Here is a 16788-nt window from a genome sequence, read left to right as displayed (position 1 = left end):
TAGAACAACCTAGCGGTAAGTTAGGATATGTGACCAATCATGATTATAGCAAACCAAAGCTATTCCCCTCTCCTTGGTTTCCAGATGGAGGAGGTAAATAATAGATACTGAGGAGGAGTGTACATTGGATTTTAAGTTCTCACTTCTAGATGATGACAGTGAACTAATAATTGGATATTGTAACGATATCGCAGGACTAGATGGTTCTGGGTATATAAATGAGAGTTCAAAGCATCGAATTTTATTAAAACAATTTATTTTTTGTAATGAGTTTAAAGAATATATTGTACGAAGAAAAGAGTCTTTTTGCAGGCTGGTGTATATATGCATAGTTGATAGAAATAAGGATATTCTCGCAAACTTCTCTTTTGCAATTGATGACAATATATACTATCACAAGGAGGGCTTTCCTAGCTCGCCAACTGATCTTAGTTTGATTGGGTCATTAGAAAGTATTGTGTCGAATGAAGAACTTGGAATCTGGGAGTTGTGGCGAAACTCCCCTCCATCGAAAATTAACGAATGGGCAAAACTGAATGAAAATGGGAGGAGAGCCTGGTTAAAAGTTGTAACTAAGTCTAACCTAAATAAGGTATTTTTAGATAGCAAAGAAACAAAAGAAGAGACATTTTATTTAGATGGTGCACATATTCGTGACTATGCTTCATTTTTTTGTGCTTTAGGAGAATCCATTAATGGTCCAGGGGGTTATTTTGGTTTTGATTTTAATTCCTTAATTGATTGTCTACATGGTGGTTTTGGGGCAGTATCACCATTTACTCTAATATGGACAAATTACAAAGTAGCAGAACATTGTTTGGATGTTCAGGCTTGGGAAAAAGAAATCAAATATAGAAGCAATGAATATTCGGGAGAAGAGCCTTTTTTTGTCGATTTTTTGCTTGCTCCCAGTTTCATGCAGGATACCACTTTCAACCTTGATTGGCTTCAAACCTCTCAAGGCTTCTTTCTTAAGAGATATGAATACACTCGCTAATAATTTCTCTTTTTCAGAGCCGTAGGAATGATCCCACGGCTCTTATCGTGTAATAGGGAGCAATCTCAGCCCAAGCTCTTATTTCCCTATCTGCATCATTATCCGATCTGTCACCACGGCCACCTCAGCTCGCGAACTCGGCTCGTTCGAATCCAGTGTTACGGCAGTTCATAATCCCCGCGTTATTCTTTCTAATCATTCACTTGATCTTCCATTGTTTACCTGATATGGTGTAGTCGTAACAAATAATTTTGGATGGAGGTAGTCTTTATGAAAAACCTAAGTAAAGCCTTACTCTGTTCCATCGCAGTATTTGGACTACTCGCAGGTTCTGTTTCTGCAGAATCCCTTAAACAAAAATCTGTTTCGAATGACATTTCCGTAATGGCTGGCGTTACTTACAGAGATCTCAAAGTCTCTCATTCGGTAATGCTATTAGGAACATCGTTTAAGCTTGTTTCTGGAGCCGATGTAGTATCTCTTAGTCCTAATGGGCTGGTCACCGGCCGAAGTCCAGGGGACGCAATTATCTACGCGTATAAAAATGGCAGTCTTTATTGGAAACATTATATACGTGTAATTGATTAATTTAATAAGATTCAATAGAGAGCATATTTTTTACTGCTCTCTATTTTATGATAAGTCATCAATGTATAACCGTTGGCTCATGCGTTTCTTCGGGAGCTATCCGCACAGAATCCCAGCTCATTTCGAATGTGATTCCGGTTTCGGCTTACGCTGCAGCCAGCAAGATTGCATCCCCCTATATTCGGCTGCATCCCGTGGAACTGCGCTGCCCATGTACTCTCGGGCCTACTTATCTCTTCGAGTTGGAACGGCCTGCCGTCCGGCAAGTGCGTCGGGAAGCTCCGCAGCATTACCGACTCGTAGGTTGTTAGCGGTCGGTGCCATGTCCCATCTTGGGCGATAATCATCCATACTCTCCGCTGGTTATCGGACGGAATGCGCGGATCCGCGGACACAGTTGCATGAATGTCGGCGCTTCGGATCACTGTCTTTGCTTGACGGGTCCAGTCCTGCACTAAGTAGCTGTCTGCCCGCGGCGGGCATTTGATGCTTCGGTCGGCTATCAATTGAGCTTACACATTAGCCGAGGACGGGTATGACCTAGAAGATACAAAGAATGACAGCAGCGTCCGATCCATAACACTTTTCCCAAAAACGGTTGAGTTGTTGGAACAACACCTAAAAAGCAACAAGCCGGGCAAAACGTCCTGAAACACCTATACGCTGATCATGGGCTCGTTATTCAGACTGCAAAGGGGACTCCAGTTAATCAAAGGAATCTAATGCGGAACTAATATAAAATCATAAAGAAGATTCAAGTGACATCCCCGACTTCCCAAAATTATCTGGATAAAGGGTAGATGAGCGGTAGATGAGCCCGCAAAACAAAAAATAGCGCGGCCCCCGGAACCCCCGGAAGCCGCGCCGTTATCGACATGTAAGTGGTGCTGGTGAAGGGAATTGAACCCCCGACCTACGCATTACGAGTGCGTTGCTCTACCCCTGAGCTACACCAGCAGTTTAACAACGAATATTATTATAAAGAAATCAACGAAAAGTTGCAATACTCTTTTATTTATTTCCATAAATTGCTTGTCCATTGAGAGCCGCAGGGCAAGCATACCAACGGGGCAATTGGCCCCGTTCCGCTGCAGCCGCCGCCTCTCCAAAGAGGACGATCACGGCGCTCGGGACGGAACGATCCACTTCTCCCGTCTCCACCAGGCGGACAGCATCACATGGCCACAGGTCTACCATGGCATGCTTGTGCAGCGCCTGCTCGGTCAACTCCAGGCTGCCGAAGCCGGCATGGAGCTGCTCAGGCGCATCCGCCAACCGCTTCATCCAAGCCCCAACCTCCGCCTTCGACGGGGATGTCCACCAGAGGGTGCGTGGCTTATGGCGATGCTGCAGCATATAATCCAACCGCATCAGACTGCGAATAACGTCCAGATCCGGCACCTGCGTCCGCTCCAGAAATTGCTCCAGGCGAAGGAACAGATCATGCAGCTGATGGCCGATGCGCTCCCAGCCCTGCCCCGCCCAGTCATCTCCGAACTGTTGAAAAAAATCATACGGCGTCGCAAACGAACGCTGTGTCAAATAATTGACGGTATAATCAGCTCGATGCGAATTCCAATACTTTTCTAAAATATCCTCTACCCGCTTAATGCGCAGGACATCCGAGAACGGGAGGACATCGTTCTTCAGCATTTCATAGGGGGCGTGCTCCATATATTTATAGCCATACTGGGCGGCATCCGCCCGCAAGCCTGTACCGCGCAGCAGCTTCAGGAAGCCGAGCTGCAGCTCCTCGGGCCGGAGCGCGAAGACATCATTGAACGTCTTCTTGAAGGACGCATAGTCCTCTCCCGGAAGCCCGGCGATTAAATCGAGATGCTGATCGATTTTGCTTCCCTCCTTAATAAGGCGCACGGTGCGGCACAGCTTATCCCAATTTTGACGGCGCTTGACGAGCCGGTTCGTCTCCTCATTCGTCGACTGGATGCCGATCTCGAAGCGAAAGATGCCGGGCGGAGCCTCCTTGTTAAGGAACTCCAGCACCTCCGGCCGCATAATGTCGGCGGTAATCTCGAATTGGAACACGCAACCGTCGTGATGATTGATCAAAAACTGGAAAATATCGAGCGCATAATCGCGGTTAATATTGAACGTGCGATCGAGGAACTTGATGGTGCGCGCTCCTGCCTGGATCAAATACTTCAAATCGGCCTTCACCCGCTCCTTGTCGAAAAAACGGACTCCCGTTTCTGTACTGGACAGGCAGAACTGGCAGTTGAACGGACAGCCGCGGCTCGTCTCGAAATAAACGATGCGCTTCCCGAGCTCGGCCCGATCGGCTTCAAATCGGTATGGAGACGGCACATGGTGCTCCAGGTCCAGCTTGGCCTGTGGCGGATTGACGCGGATTTCTTTGCCCTCCCGCCAAGCGATCCCTGCCACTGTGTCGACCGGCAGGCCATCGGCGAAGCAGTTGAGCAGCGCTTTGAATACTGCCTCGCCTTCGCCCATCACGACAATATCGACGGCCGGCTCCCGCCCAAGAAAATAGCCCGGGTCGAAGGATACCTCCGGTCCCCCGAGCACGATGCGGACATCGGGCAGCACCTGCTTCAAGATCCGGGCTACAGCCAGCGTCGCTTCGATATTCCATATATAACAAGAGAAGCCAACCACATCCGGCTTCCGGTTATACAAGTCGGCCGCAATATGGAGCACCGGGTCCTTAATCGTGTACTCCGCCATAACTATCTCGAATTCATCCTCTGCATATGCCTTCAACAGGCGCAGCGACAGCGCGGTGTGTATATATTTTGCATTGATCGCAGCGACAATCGTCTTCATCCTTGCAGCTCCTTCTGCTGATTGCATGTGCTTGCCGGTCATCGGCCCGGCATGCCACTGCTTACCGTAGCGGAAGGCTCCTCGGGAGTCTATAGCGGATATCACATTTGGCTCAAAAAGAAGCTTCGGCATGGCGTCGCATTTCGAAGCCGCGGCAAAGCGTGCGGAACAACAAAACGCGGCCCCTTCAGGGACCGCGCCGCAATCGATTAACTCCATAAATACTTTACCCCATTCACCATCTAGGCAAGACGGAGCATCGCCTTCATATCTTCCTGCGCATCGCCGATAAGCTTCAGACCGAACAGATCGGTCAGCACGTTCATCACGCCTTCCGAGATGAATTCCGGCGGCTTCGGCCCGATGCGAATATCACGGATGCCCAGCTTGAACAAGCCAAGCAAAATCGCAACCGCCTTCTGCTCGAACCACGATAGCACGATCGACACCGGCAGTTCGTTGACACTGCAACCGAAGGCGTCCGCAAGCGCAGCCGCGATCTTGACCGTGGAGCCGGAATTATTGCACTGCCCCAGATCGATATAACGAGGAATGCCCGTATCCGCCACCGTACCGTAATCGACGTCATTGAACCGGAACTTCCCGCAAGAGGTCGTCAAAATAACGGTATCGTTCGGCAGCGATGTCGCGAGCTCGCGGTAATACTCGCCGCCCTTGCCTGGCGCATCGCAGCCCGCGATGACGAAGAACCGCTTGATCTTGCCATCCTTAACGGCCTGAATAATTTCCGGCGCCAGCCCGAGCACCGTCTCGTGGTGGTATCCCGTCGTCAATGTCTGCTCGCTCTCCACATCCGCCGCAGGCAGCGCCAGCGCACGCTCGATCAACGGCGAGAAATCGTCGTTCACGATCTTGGTCACGCCCTCGAGTCCGGCCACGTCATAGGAGAAGAACCGATCGGCATAGGTCCCCTTAATCGGCATGACACAGTTCGTCGTCGCAAGGATGGCGCCAGGATATTGCTCGAACAGACGGCGCTGGTCATACCAGGCTTTGCCGATATTGCCTTTCAAATGCGGATATTTCTTCAATGCCGGGTAGCCGTGCGCCGGAAGCATCTCGGAATGGGTGTAAATATTGATGCCCTTGCCCTCCGTCTGCTTCAGCAATTCCTCCAGCGCATACAAGTTGTGCCCTGTCACGACGATAGACTTGCCCTCTATCTTGTTCTGCGGGACGGTAACCGGCACAGGAACGCCGAAATGCTCCGTATGGGCCCGATCCAGCACATCCATAATGCGGATCGCCGCGCCCCCGACCTTCATCGCCATGTCCAGATGCTCCTGTAAGTTGAAATTGGAGTTAGTCAACGTCATATAGAGCGCTTCATGCGTAATCGCGTCAACTTCTTCATCGACATAGCCCAACTGCCGCGCATGCGTCGCATACGCTGCGATGCCTTTCAACGCAAACACGATTGTATCCTGTAGACTGGCAATCGTCTCGTCCTTGCCGCACACTCCGACAACCTGGCAGCCGCCCGTCGGCGTCTGCTCGCATTGATGACAGAACATTCGCGCTTCCCCCTGTCAAAATGGATTTCTATTTCCAACATACTAAATGGGAAAGCGCCGCCGAGTGCGTACGATCACAACAAATATTTCAAAATCATGAATATCGCATCGACTTCACAATCTCGCCTCATGTCACAAAAAAACAGCGCGTCCATTCCGGATCACGCTGCCCATATGCGATTACAATATGAGATTACAGAACCGCTTCCTTCATCAAGGCTTCGACCATCTTCTCCAATGCCTCCCGATCCGGCTCCTGGAACCGGTCCGTAAGCGGACTGTCGATATCCAGCACGCCGACAAGCCGTCCGTCCTTCATCATAGGGACGACGATCTCGGAACGGGATGCCGCGTCGCAGGCGATATGGCCCGGGAAGGCGTGAACGTCCGGGACGACGAGCGTTCGCCGCTCCTGGGCGGCGGTTCCGCACACGCCCCGTCCCAACGGAATGCGGATGCAGGCCGGCAAGCCCTGGAACGGGCCGAGCACCAGTTCTTCCTTGGACTCGTCCATTAAGTAGAATCCGGCCCAGTTAATATCCTTCAAGCCTTGCCAGAGCAAGGCCGATGCATTGGCCAGGTTGGCGATAAGATTCGGCTCGCCCTCGATTAAGGCGAGAAGCTGCTTATGAAGCAGCGGATAATCCTGATCCGGCTGACCGGAATATTGGCTCGGTGTGAACATCGGCAGGCCTCCTGATTGCACAGTATTTCTTGTTACGATTATGTACCATCGTATCACATCTGGGGGCTGCCGCGAAGAGGCGCTCAGCGCCGCAACGCCTGTATCACCACTCTTTTCCATTACCTCTCCATCTTCATTTGCTTCTTATGACCAATATTCCCGTCGCTCAGGAGAGCCAGTAACCTTTTATAGACCATACAGGCCTCTATGAACGATCCTACTGTTATTCAGAAAGGCCCGAAACCCTCTCGATCCCGCACATATCTCTTATCAAAATATATTCACGGTGATCAGGAAACTCAGCACCCCTCTCTAGCCCTCTTATAACGGATATCCCCATAGCTCAGAAACGAATGATTTTAGACTAAGCAGTTTCAGAATAAGCAGGTTCAGGCTATGCAGGTTCAGACCAAGCAGGTTCAGACCAAGCGGTTCCGAACCAGACGGGCTCAGACCGAGCGGATAGTTTCATCCTGACCGAGTGGGAGATTGAGCGTAGGGTATTGTTTCGAGGAATATATGTTACCTGAACGACTGGGAGACTACACAAAAGAATACGTAATGCTACAACAAATGAAAACAAGACTGAGCGGATGGGATATTGGGCAAAAGGAGTGAGAAAGACATCCGACAAGTATCAGAAGTGCTCCAAAAAACCGCAATCAGAGAATGCGCACGAATCAGAATCATGGATTTCCTTCCCTGTCCGAAGATATAATGGAAGATAATGATATAAGGTCCCTTGAGCGCAACGAGAGAAGCGGACCTGACGAACCGGCAATAGGCTGCTGGCTGCTCCCCTGCCGCCGCAGCTTATCGCCGATCCATTACGGGAGGCGTTCTATATGTTATCCAATACGTTCACGTTCACCGACCCGGAGGGCGTTCGCGTCCATGTGTACCGCTGGGATCCGGAAGAAGGGCAGCCCGTGCGCGGGGTCATTCAGATTGCCCACGGCATGACCGAGACGGCCCGACGCTACAGCCGCTTCGCTGAAGCGCTGACGGAGGCGGGCTACGTTGTCTACGCCAACGACCACCGCGGGCATGGCCGGACCGCGGAACGGCCCGAAGACCTCGGCTATGTCGGCGAAGACGGCTTTACATGGATGGTCCGCAATATGGCGCAATTGACCGAGATCATTCAGTCTGAGCAGGCCGGGCTGCCGGTATTTCTGTTCGCGCACAGCATGGGCTCCTTTCTGGCCCAGAAATATATTGCGGAGCACGGCGATAAAATAAACGGCGTCATTCTGTGCGGCACCAACGGGCCGCGGGGACGCGAATTGTACGCCGGAGTCGCGCTGACGAAGCTGATTGCCTCCGCTCGCGGCTCCCGCCACCGCAGCAAAATGATTGACAACATGGCATTCGGCGGCTTCAACCGTACGTTCCGGCCGAGCCGAACCTCCTTCGACTGGTTGAGCCGGGATGAACAGGAAGTCGATAAGTACGTGGCCGACCCGGAATGCGGATTTTTGAGCACAATTGGCTTTTACCGGGACTTATTCAGGCTGCTGCAGGACATTCATCGCCCCGAGACGATGCAGGCCATACCGAAGGAGCTGCCGGTGATGCTCATTGCTGGCGATCGCGATCCGGTCGGCCAATACGGCAAGGGCATACGGCGGCTGGCTGAGATGTATCGCGAGCTCGGGATCCGCGAGGTTGAGTGCATTTTGTACCCGGAGGCGCGGCATGAGCTCCTGAATGAGAAGAACCGGGATGAGGTTACATCTGACTGCCTCTCTTGGCTGCGGAATCACACGCCGTAATCATTGCTGCATCAAGGAATATCCTTCGACGTGAACGGTCGATTTGTTCCTGCATACTTGGAGGGGTATAATGGAATTGGGAAATACAATCTCGAACATGATTCTTTGGAGGGATAGCCATGCCCCAATTATTTGAACCGCTAACGTTACGCGGGGTGACGATACCGAATCGTATCGTGATGTCGCCGATGTGCATGTACTCTTGCCACAATGAGGACGGGATGGTCAACGATTGGCATCTGGTCCACTATACGTCCCGTGCCGTCGGACAAGTCGGCCTGATCATGATCGAGGCCACCGCCGTCACCCCTGGCGGACGCATCAGCGCGCAGGATCTGGGCATTTGGAGCGACGAGCATGTAGACGGACTCCGCCGCCTGACCGACATGGTCCACGCGCACGGCGGCAAGATCGGGATTCAGCTCGCCCACGCCGGGCGCAAAGCAACCGTCCCCGGGATCATCGCCCCTTCGGCGCTTCGCTTCAGCGAAGCCTATGAGACGCCGGAGGAGATGACGCTGGAGGACATCCGCAAGACGATCAAAGCATTCGCCGACGCCGCGCGGCGGGCGGAGGAAGCCGGATTCGACGTCATCGAGATTCACGGCGCGCACGGGTATTTGATCAACCAGTTCCTGTCCCCGCTCACGAACCAGCGGACCGACAGCTACGGCGGCAGCGCCGACGCCCGCTACCGCTTCTTGAGCGAAGTGATTGAAGCGGTGCGCATCACGTGGTCGAAGCCGCTGTTCGTACGCATCTCGGCCAATGAATATGCCGAAGGCGGCAACGTGATCGAGGCATACATTGACTATGCGCGGCGAATGAAGGACCAGGGCGTCGACCTGATCGACTGCAGCTCGGGCGGGGTCGTCCCTCATCGGGTCGAAGCGTACCCGGGTTATCAGGTCCAATATGCGCATGCGATCCGCCAATCAGCCGGCATCGCGACCGGTGCCGTCGGGCTGATTACCGAACCGTCCTTGGCGGAAGAGATTGTCCGCAATGGCCGGGCCGATCTCATCTTCCTCGGCCGCGAGCTGCTGCGGGATCCGTACTGGCCGCGCCAGGCTGCGAAGCAATTGCGCCAGGAACTCGCTCCGCCGAAGCAATACGATCGCGGCTGGTAATCCATTTATAATAATCATTGCATCTTGAATCTCACTTATTCCAGGCGGGGCCGCACCAGCGGCCTCGCCTGCTTGCATTATCTTCGCCCCAATCCGCCGCTGCCGTTCAAGTGCGGGAGCGGACCTCTCCGATCCCGAACATTTTTAAGGTCCGGACAGCCCTCGGAATTGTCTCAAATCCTGTCATTTTCTTATGAGGAATATCACCTGAAACCTATTTACTTACCCAATATGTTGTAGTATATTATCATGAGTATAACAACATATTGAACGATACAGGTGCTGCGGTTCGACAAAAGCGATGCGCGTCGGGCCCCGGCTTAATAGGGAAGACGGTGCGAATCCGTCGCGGTCCCGCCACTGTAAGAAGCGCTGCCGGAACATCGGTCCTCTCCGTTCCGGCAGCAAGTACCCGACAGAACAGGCGCTCTGTAGAGAGCGGCCTTTTCTATGTCCACTGGGACGAATGTCCCGGGAAGGCTGCCGAGGTATTCGGCTTCGAGCCAGGAGACCTGCCTGTATCGCCGCACATTCATTACCCTACGCGGAATAGGGAACGTGTTCAGGCCGCGCGCTGCGCTGTTACCGCCTTCGGCGGGCGATTGCAGCTGCGTGGTTAGAGGGGGGAGCTGCGCCTTGTCCTAGTGATGCACAGCCGCCATGATAAGAAGCCCCCGGATACATACGGCTTTGCCATGCCGTCCTGAGCTGTTCTCGCGAAGGGACGGCTATTTTTATTGCTCTTTTTCGAGGAGGAATACGGATGCTAACCACCAATCATACTGTTCAGACCGTACACAAACCGAATAATCGCTCGCTCGCGTTCGACGCGGAGCGCATCATGCGTTATGGCGAGCGCATCATGGGCGCTTACCCGGAGCTGGACCGGGAACGCTGGCACCGGGGCGTCCTGGCCAAGCTTCGTCACAGCCATGTTCAGGCATCCGACATCACGCAGGCTTGCATCATGACCGCATTGGAGCTGGTCTCCGTCGAGGAGCCGAAGTGGAAGTTTGTCGCGGCGCGCGCCCTGTTGACGAAGCTGTATAAGGAAGCGGCTTTGCACCGCAGCTACAAGGCGTACGCCGATCGCCCGTATGGCGACTTCTACAAGCTGATTAAGCAGCTGGCCGATATCGGCATCTACCGTCAGGAGCTGCTGGAGGCCTATACGCCCGATCAGATTCGCGAGCTGGGCCAGGCGATCGATCCGGCCTGCGACGAGCTGTTCGACTATATCGGGCTGCTTACTCTCGCGGAGCGGTATTTGGCCGTTGATTTCGAAGGGCGCACGATGGAGCTGCCGCAGGAGCGCTATATGATCATCGCCATGTACCTGATGCATCAGGAACCGGAGGAGCGCCGGGTTGAGCTGGCCAAGGAAGCATATTGGGCGATGAGCAATCTCTATATGACTGCCGCGACGCCGACAATGGCGAACGCGGGCAAGAAGGTCGCCGGCCAATTGTCGAGCTGCTTCATCGACACGGTGGATGACTCGCTGGAAGGTATCTTCGATTCGAATACCGACGTGGCCCGGCTGAGCAAGATGGGCGGCGGCATCGGCGTCTATCTCGGGAAAGTGCGGGCGCGCGGCTCCGATATTCGCGGCCACAAAAATACGAGCTCCGGCGTCATTCCTTGGATCCGCCAGCTGAACAACACCGCGGTGAGCGTCGACCAGCTCGGCACGCGCAAGGGCGCCATTGCCGTCTATCTGGACGTGTTCCACAAGGACATTCTGTCCTTCCTCGATCTCAAATTAAATAACGGCGACGAGCGCATGCGCGCCCATGATATTTTCCATGGCGTCTGTATTCCGGATCTGTTCATGGAAGCGGTCGAAAAGCGCGAAGACTGGCATCTATTCTGTCCGCATGAAGTGAAGAAGACACTGGGCTGGACCGACGGGAACGGCCGTCCGCTAGGACTGGAAGATTTCTATGACGAGCAGGCAGGCCAGGGGCAGTTCCGCGAGAAGTATGCAGAGGCGGTGGCGACCCCCCATCTCTCGCGCATTACGCTGCCGGCCATCGACATCATGAAGCGTATTCTCAAATCCCAGCTCGAGACCGGAACGCCTTATATGTTCTACAAGGATACCGCCAACCGGGCCAATCCGAACAAGGCGCATGGCATGATCTTCTGCTCCAATCTGTGCACCGAGATAATGCAGAATATGTCGCCGACGACGATCGAGCAGGAAGAGCTGGTGCTGGAGGACGGCGGGGCCCGCATCATCATCAGCAAGCTTCCAGGCGACTTCGTCGTCTGCAACCTGAACTCCATTCATCTGGCACGCGCCGTGCGGGTGCTCGAACGCCTCGTGCCGATCCAAGTGCGGATGCTCGACAACGTCATCGACATTAACAATATCGAAGTGCTGCAAGCCCAGCATACGAACCGGCGCTATCGCGCGATCGGGCTCGGCACCTTCGGGCTGCATCATCTGCTTGCGCTGGAAGGCATCGCCTGGGAATCGGATGAGGCCGTGGAATACAACGACTACCTCTATGAGCAGATTCATTATTTGGCGGTGCGGGCAAGCATGGAACTGGCGAAGGAAAAAGGCGCTTACCCGCTGTTCGCTCAGTCCGAATGGGAGAACGGCCGCTACTTCGAACAGCGCGAATATACGACCGGAACGCGCCCCGGCCGCTTCGTGACGACCGAGCAGTGGAACGAGCTCGCTGCCGAGGTCAAGGCGAACGGGATGCGCAACGCCTGGCTAATGGCGGTCGCGCCGAACGGCTCCACCTCGATCATTGCCGGCTCGACGGCGAGCATCGATCCGGTATACGAGCTGCTCAGCTATGAGGAGAAGACCACGTACAAAATCGCCAATCCGGCGCCGGACTTGTCCGACAAGACGATGTGGTATTACAAGACGGCATTCCGCCTCGATCAGAACTGGTCGATCCGTATGACGGGAGCCCGCCAGCGCCATATCGACCAAGGCCAGAGCTTCAACCTGTACGTCCGTCCGGATATCCGGGCCGTCGATTTCCTTAACCTGCATCTGCATGCATGGAAGGCCGGCTTGAAATCGACCTACTACGTGCGCAGCCAGGCGCTGACCGTAGAGGAATGCGAAGCGTGCAGCTCTTAAATGAAGTGAAGCAGCGCCGCATGGAGCTCTCGCCGGGCGGCAGATAGAATGATGATAATGTGAGGAAAGGAAGAAAATGATGACTTTACTCGATCGCGAGCTGAAACTGCAAAAAATATTCAATACCGAGGCGCCGAACCAATCGACCCGCATTATTTTGGGCGAATGCTCCGGCATCTTGAACTGGGACGATATCCGGATGCCGCACATGTACAAGCTGTACAAGGTGCTTCTGCTGAACCATTGGATTGCCGATGAGATTCCGATGTCCAAAGACGCCCAGCAATTTCCGAACCTGACGCCAGATGAGCAGCGCGCCTTTAAGATCAATATCTCGCTGCTGGCGGTGCTCGATTCGATGCAGACGATGTTCGTAGGCGATGTGAAGCGGTTTTTCACTGATTCCTCCCTGGAGGCCATCGCGGCCATTATCGCCCAGCAGGAAGTCGTTCACAATCAATCTTATTCTTATGTGCTGTCCTCGCTCGTGTCGGAGCAGGAGCAGAAGGATATTTTCGAATATTGGAAGCATGATGCCGTGCTGCTCGAGCGCAACCGCTTCATCGCGGACATTTACCAGACATTCCGGGACAATCCGACGCCGCAGACGTTCTTCGAAGCGCTCGTCGCCGATCTGATTCTCGAAGGCGTATTTTTCTACAGCACGTTCGCCTTCTTCTACAATCTGGCGCGCGACCAGAAGATGATGGCGACGAGCCAGATGATCTCGTACATCCAGCGCGACGAGAACCAGCACTGCTACTTCTTCGGCGAAGTGTTCAAGCAGTTGCTGCGCGATTTCCCGGAATTGAATACCGACGCGAACCGCCGGTTCGTCTACGATACAATTGACCGGGCCGTGCAGTTGGAGACGAACTGGGCGCATTATACGCTCAGCAATATTCGCGGCATCGATCTGCGCGAGTTGAGTGATTACATTAAATATATCGCGAACCGCCGCCTCGCTATGATGGGCCTGGAGAAGGCCTATGAAGGCGTCGACGTGAACTGCATGCCTTGGATTAAGCCCTTCTCCGACGAGGCGCTCAATTCGACGAAGACCGACTTCTTCGAAGCCAAATCGCGCAACTACGGCAAAGTCGGCGATGACAACGGCTTCGACGAGCTGTAAGCAGGCATGTTGCCGGGCACCCGCCCGCGCATGTATCCCTATTGCCAGCGCATAATATGAACGGTATGAGGCAAGGCCCATCATGTCATCGTGCTCTGCCATACCGGCCTGAAGTATGATCGCGAGATGGCGAAGCAGGTGCCGGGCATCGATATCATCGTTGGCGGCCACACCCATACTCGGGTCGATGAGCCGGAGCTGGTCAATGGCACATACATTGTGCAGGATTGGGAATACGCCAAGTCGCTGGGCCGGGTAGACCTGTACTATCATGGCGAAGATCTGGTTCATTTCTCCGGCGGCTTGCTAAAGCGGCGTGACCGATGTCAAGGCAGGCGGCAAGGCGCTGGAAAAAGACACAACGTATCGTGTCGCGACGAACGACTTCCTGATCGCGGGCGGTGACGGATACTCCATGTTCATGAACAAAAAATCGCTTGATACGGGCGTCACGCTCTATGAAGTAGTCGAACAGTACATGAAGGCGAAGAAAGAGATTACAAGCAGGACCGAGCAGCGCATTCGCCAGTAACTGTCTTGCCCATTCCGTATAGAAGCTATTATAATCAAGCCCCTCTTCAAAGGGCCGCGTACGCCGCACGTATTTCCCCGTGCCTGCGCGGCTCTTTTTTTGATGAAAAAAAGCCCCCATCTTCCCAGAGAAGATAGAGGGCATCCGCATCCTAAGAGGGGTTAAGGCGACATATTGCGCCACCTCGAATGGGAAGACTCACACGGGATGCACTGGCCGAGACGAGGCTGATGTTCACATCTATTTCTACATGTGCAGTTCCCGTCCCTTCTCATTCTTTCAACCATGGTTGACAATCCTTAAAGAGGGATGTTACTCTTTATTTGTGTTCTTTATTGGGAACATATTAAGTTTATCTCGTTCTTTAATAAGAACAAAAAACGTGTATTCGGAGGAGAACGATGATGGGTGCAGTAGCAGGCATTTATCACCTTCAACACGATAAGCTGGAACCCGGACTTGGCAGACAAATGATCGATGCGTTGCGGCGCTTTCCCGCTGATTATGTAAGCAGCTGGAGTAACGGTTCCTTATTTCTGGGGAGCCTCCAGCAGTGCATTACCCCGCAATCCATCAACGAGGTCCTGCCCTGCTATGATCCGGTTACATCGCTCGCCATTACTTCGGATGCGATTATTGATAACCGGGACGAATTAGCAGACCAGCTGCAACTATCCAAGCAGGCTCGACAGACCATAACGGACAGCCAGCTTATTCTCCAAGCGTATATGAAATGGGGCCATGATATGCCCAAACATCTCGTCGGGGATTTCGCTTTCATCATTTGGGATGGCAGGGATCGCACGATGTTTGGCGCAAGGGATTTTTCCGGAACACGGACCCTTTACTTTCATCAATCCCCGGAACTGTTCTCATTCTGTACAATCATGGAACCACTGCTTACGCTGCCACATGTGAAAAGAGACTTGAACGAACACTGGATTTCCCAATTCCTTGCTATCCCCATCACGACAGACGCCGTAGATTCTTTTTCTACCGTGTATCAATCCATCAAGCAGATCCCCCCTTCGCATTCCATTTTCGTTGCCAATGGGAAAGTAATCTTTCAACAATATTGCCGTCTGCAGCATACTGAGAAGCTTGTGCTTACAAGCAACGAGGAATACGAGGAAGCGCTCCGGGATGTTTTCCAGACTGCGGTTCAGGCTCGGTTAAGAACGTTCCGCCAGGTTGGAGCACATCTAAGCGGCGGACTTGATTCCGGTTCGGTTGTAAGCTTTGCCGCACCGATGTTGAAAGCCAACAACAAGTCTCTCTATACCTTCAGCTATTATCCGATCGAAGGCTTTTCCGATTTCACTTCATGCAGCCGTTTTGCGGATGAAAGAGAATACATACGGTCCACGGCGGAGCATGTAGGCAATATCGAGATGAATGTATCCAGTTATCCGTCAAGCAACCCTTACTCCGTCATAGACGAATGGCTTGATACGCTGGAGATGCCATATAAATTTTTCGAGAACTCTTTTTGGCTTAAAGGAATCTATGAACAAGCCTCTGCCCGGGACATCGGGGTTATGCTGACCGGACAGAGGGGGAACTGGACCATTTCCTGGGGGCCCGCCATGGATTACCAAGCCAGTCTGCTAAGGAAGGGGCGTCTCGTGTCGTTCTTCTGGGAGCACAGACGTTATTGCCAATCGCTTGGGGCGAATCCCTGGAAAGTGCTTCAAATCGTCGGCAAAAAGAGCTTTCCTTGGCTCGCCCCGCTGATTGCTCCGGGAGACGATCCTGCGCTGCCGGTCTTGATTAACCCGGACTTCGCCAGCAAAACCAATGTAACCGACCACATGAAGGCCTGCGGCATGGACGTCTGGGGATCATCGACTCAGAACGCGTATGACATCCGCAAGGATCATTTTAATCAGCTGTACTTTTGGAATATTAACGGAACGATCGGCACAAAGCTTTCCCTTAAGCATAAAATCTGGGACAGGGATCCCACTAATGATCTGCGGGTCGTCCGCTTCTGTCTGTCGGTGCCTGATGAACAGTTCGTTCAGCAAGGCGTCGACCGTTCACTCATACGCAGGGCAACCGCCCGCTACCTCCCCGACAAGGTGAGATTGAATCGCAAAAGACGCGGCGTCCAGGGCGCTGACGGCGTGTTCAGGCTCATGCCTGACTGGAGTGGATTGATCCGTGAGCTTGAACAGATGATTGGCGATCCGCGAACTTGTTATTATCTGAATGCCCCCCTGCTTCGTGAACTGCTGAACGAGATCCGCCATCGCCCGCGGCCGGAGCTTGCGTTCGATCTCAAGTTCCGCGTGCTGATGCGCGGGTTCATCTTTCATAAATTCCTGTCAAGAATCTCTTGAAAGGAGGTGTAACCATGAAAAAGCAGTACAGCAAGCCATCCCTTGAAGTGTTGGATGTTCATCAGACCATGGCTGGACCGGGTCTCTCTACGCCGGATGCTTTCCAGCCGGACCCGGATGAAGATGTGCATTACGATCCGATGGATAGCTAGACAATT

The 16788-nt window shown here is 53.3% G+C and carries 11 protein-coding genes, 1 tRNA gene, 1 pseudogene and 1 riboswitch; of the genes and pseudogenes, 9 read left to right on the top strand and 4 right to left on the bottom strand.

Annotated features, from left to right (window positions below):
• Window positions 1-124: 124 nt before the first annotated feature.
• Together FLT43_RS18990 and FLT43_RS18985 are read left to right on the top strand one after the other, a co-directional pair.
• On the top strand, window positions 125-997 hold the full coding sequence (locus tag FLT43_RS18990) for a barstar family protein (protein ID WP_164776288.1): 873 nt from the start codon (window positions 125-127) through the stop codon (window positions 995-997).
• A gap of 270 nt (window positions 998-1267) precedes the next feature.
• Window positions 1268-1585 carry a BLB8/JUQZ-1 family protein gene (locus FLT43_RS18985; RefSeq protein ID WP_127510903.1) on the top strand — a complete coding sequence of 106 codons (318 nt, stop codon included), beginning with the start codon at window positions 1268-1270 and terminating at the stop codon, window positions 1583-1585.
• 882 nt (window positions 1586-2467) lie between these two features.
• Here the strand turns inward: FLT43_RS18985 and FLT43_RS18980 are convergent.
• From FLT43_RS18980 to FLT43_RS18965, 4 genes are all read right to left on the bottom strand, one after another.
• A tRNA-Thr gene (locus FLT43_RS18980) sits at window positions 2468-2542 on the bottom strand.
• A 54-nt stretch (window positions 2543-2596) separates the two neighbouring features.
• On the bottom strand, window positions 2597-4390 hold the full coding sequence (locus FLT43_RS18975; RefSeq protein ID WP_087444100.1) for a B12-binding domain-containing radical SAM protein: 1794 nt from the start codon (window positions 4388-4390) through the stop codon (window positions 2597-2599).
• A 242-nt stretch (window positions 4391-4632) separates the two neighbouring features.
• Complete coding sequence (hcp, locus tag FLT43_RS18970) at window positions 4633-5925, bottom strand: hydroxylamine reductase (RefSeq protein ID WP_087444101.1); 1293 nt, start codon at window positions 5923-5925, stop codon at window positions 4633-4635.
• A 193-nt stretch (window positions 5926-6118) separates the two neighbouring features.
• Entirely contained in the window at window positions 6119-6610 is a 492-nt protein-coding gene (locus tag FLT43_RS18965) for a GAF domain-containing protein (protein ID WP_087444102.1), read from the bottom strand.
• Window positions 6611-7455: 845 nt separating this feature from the next.
• Between FLT43_RS18965 and FLT43_RS18960 the strand changes: the two genes are divergently transcribed.
• The 7 genes and pseudogenes from FLT43_RS18960 (at window position 7456) to FLT43_RS18930 (ending at window position 16782) form a co-directional block, all read left to right on the top strand.
• Window positions 7456-8385: an alpha/beta hydrolase gene (locus FLT43_RS18960; RefSeq protein WP_087444103.1), complete on the top strand. Its 930-nt coding sequence runs from the start codon at window positions 7456-7458 to the stop codon at window positions 8383-8385.
• A 119-nt stretch (window positions 8386-8504) separates the two neighbouring features.
• Window positions 8505-9515 carry an NADPH dehydrogenase NamA gene (namA, locus tag FLT43_RS18955; RefSeq protein ID WP_087444104.1) on the top strand — a complete coding sequence of 337 codons (1011 nt, stop codon included), beginning with the start codon at window positions 8505-8507 and terminating at the stop codon, window positions 9513-9515.
• A 260-nt stretch (window positions 9516-9775) separates the two neighbouring features.
• A riboswitch (cobalamin riboswitch) is annotated at window positions 9776-10049 on the top strand.
• A 229-nt stretch (window positions 10050-10278) separates the two neighbouring features.
• On the top strand, window positions 10279-12624 hold the full coding sequence (locus FLT43_RS18950) for a ribonucleoside-diphosphate reductase subunit alpha (RefSeq protein ID WP_087444105.1): 2346 nt from the start codon (window positions 10279-10281) through the stop codon (window positions 12622-12624).
• A 100-nt stretch (window positions 12625-12724) separates the two neighbouring features.
• On the top strand, window positions 12725-13756 hold the full coding sequence (locus FLT43_RS18945) for a ribonucleotide-diphosphate reductase subunit beta (protein WP_174818158.1): 1032 nt from the start codon (window positions 12725-12727) through the stop codon (window positions 13754-13756).
• A gap of 72 nt (window positions 13757-13828) precedes the next feature.
• Window positions 13829-14288 (top strand): annotated as a pseudogene (locus FLT43_RS18940) (5'-nucleotidase C-terminal domain-containing protein); the annotation flags it as partial.
• 404 nt (window positions 14289-14692) lie between these two features.
• The gene (locus FLT43_RS18935) at window positions 14693-16630 is read left to right on the top strand and encodes an asparagine synthase-related protein (protein WP_087444106.1); all 1938 of its coding nucleotides are present in this window, start codon (window positions 14693-14695) and stop codon (window positions 16628-16630) included.
• A gap of 14 nt (window positions 16631-16644) precedes the next feature.
• Window positions 16645-16782, top strand: coding sequence for a paeninodin family lasso peptide (locus tag FLT43_RS18930; protein ID WP_115057746.1), 138 nt, complete (start codon window positions 16645-16647; stop codon window positions 16780-16782).
• Window positions 16783-16788 lie beyond the last annotated feature (6 nt).

It is taken from the genome of Paenibacillus thiaminolyticus (assembly GCF_007066085.1).
Taxonomy (GTDB): Bacteria; Bacillota; Bacilli; order Paenibacillales; family Paenibacillaceae; genus Paenibacillus_B; species Paenibacillus_B thiaminolyticus.
The sequence above is the reverse complement of the archived record's forward strand: the minus strand, read 5'-3'. Positions and strand labels throughout refer to the sequence as shown.

Coding starts and splice junctions, on each gene's coding strand:
- FLT43_RS18930 (WP_115057746.1), top strand. CDS start 16,645: ATGAAAAAGCAGTACAGCAAGCCATCCCTTGAAGTGTTGGATGTTCAT.
- FLT43_RS18950 (WP_087444105.1), top strand. CDS start 10,279: ATGCTAACCACCAATCATACTGTTCAGACCGTACACAAACCGAATAAT.
- FLT43_RS18985 (WP_127510903.1), top strand. CDS start 1,268: ATGAAAAACCTAAGTAAAGCCTTACTCTGTTCCATCGCAGTATTTGGA.
- FLT43_RS18965 (WP_087444102.1), bottom strand. CDS start 6,610: ATGTTCACACCGAGCCAATATTCCGGTCAGCCGGATCAGGATTATCCG.
- FLT43_RS18960 (WP_087444103.1), top strand. CDS start 7,456: ATGTTATCCAATACGTTCACGTTCACCGACCCGGAGGGCGTTCGCGTC.
- hcp (WP_087444101.1), bottom strand. CDS start 5,925: ATGTTCTGTCATCAATGCGAGCAGACGCCGACGGGCGGCTGCCAGGTT.
- FLT43_RS18975 (WP_087444100.1), bottom strand. CDS start 4,390: ATGAAGACGATTGTCGCTGCGATCAATGCAAAATATATACACACCGCG.
- namA (WP_087444104.1), top strand. CDS start 8,505: ATGCCCCAATTATTTGAACCGCTAACGTTACGCGGGGTGACGATACCG.
- FLT43_RS18935 (WP_087444106.1), top strand. CDS start 14,693: ATGGGTGCAGTAGCAGGCATTTATCACCTTCAACACGATAAGCTGGAA.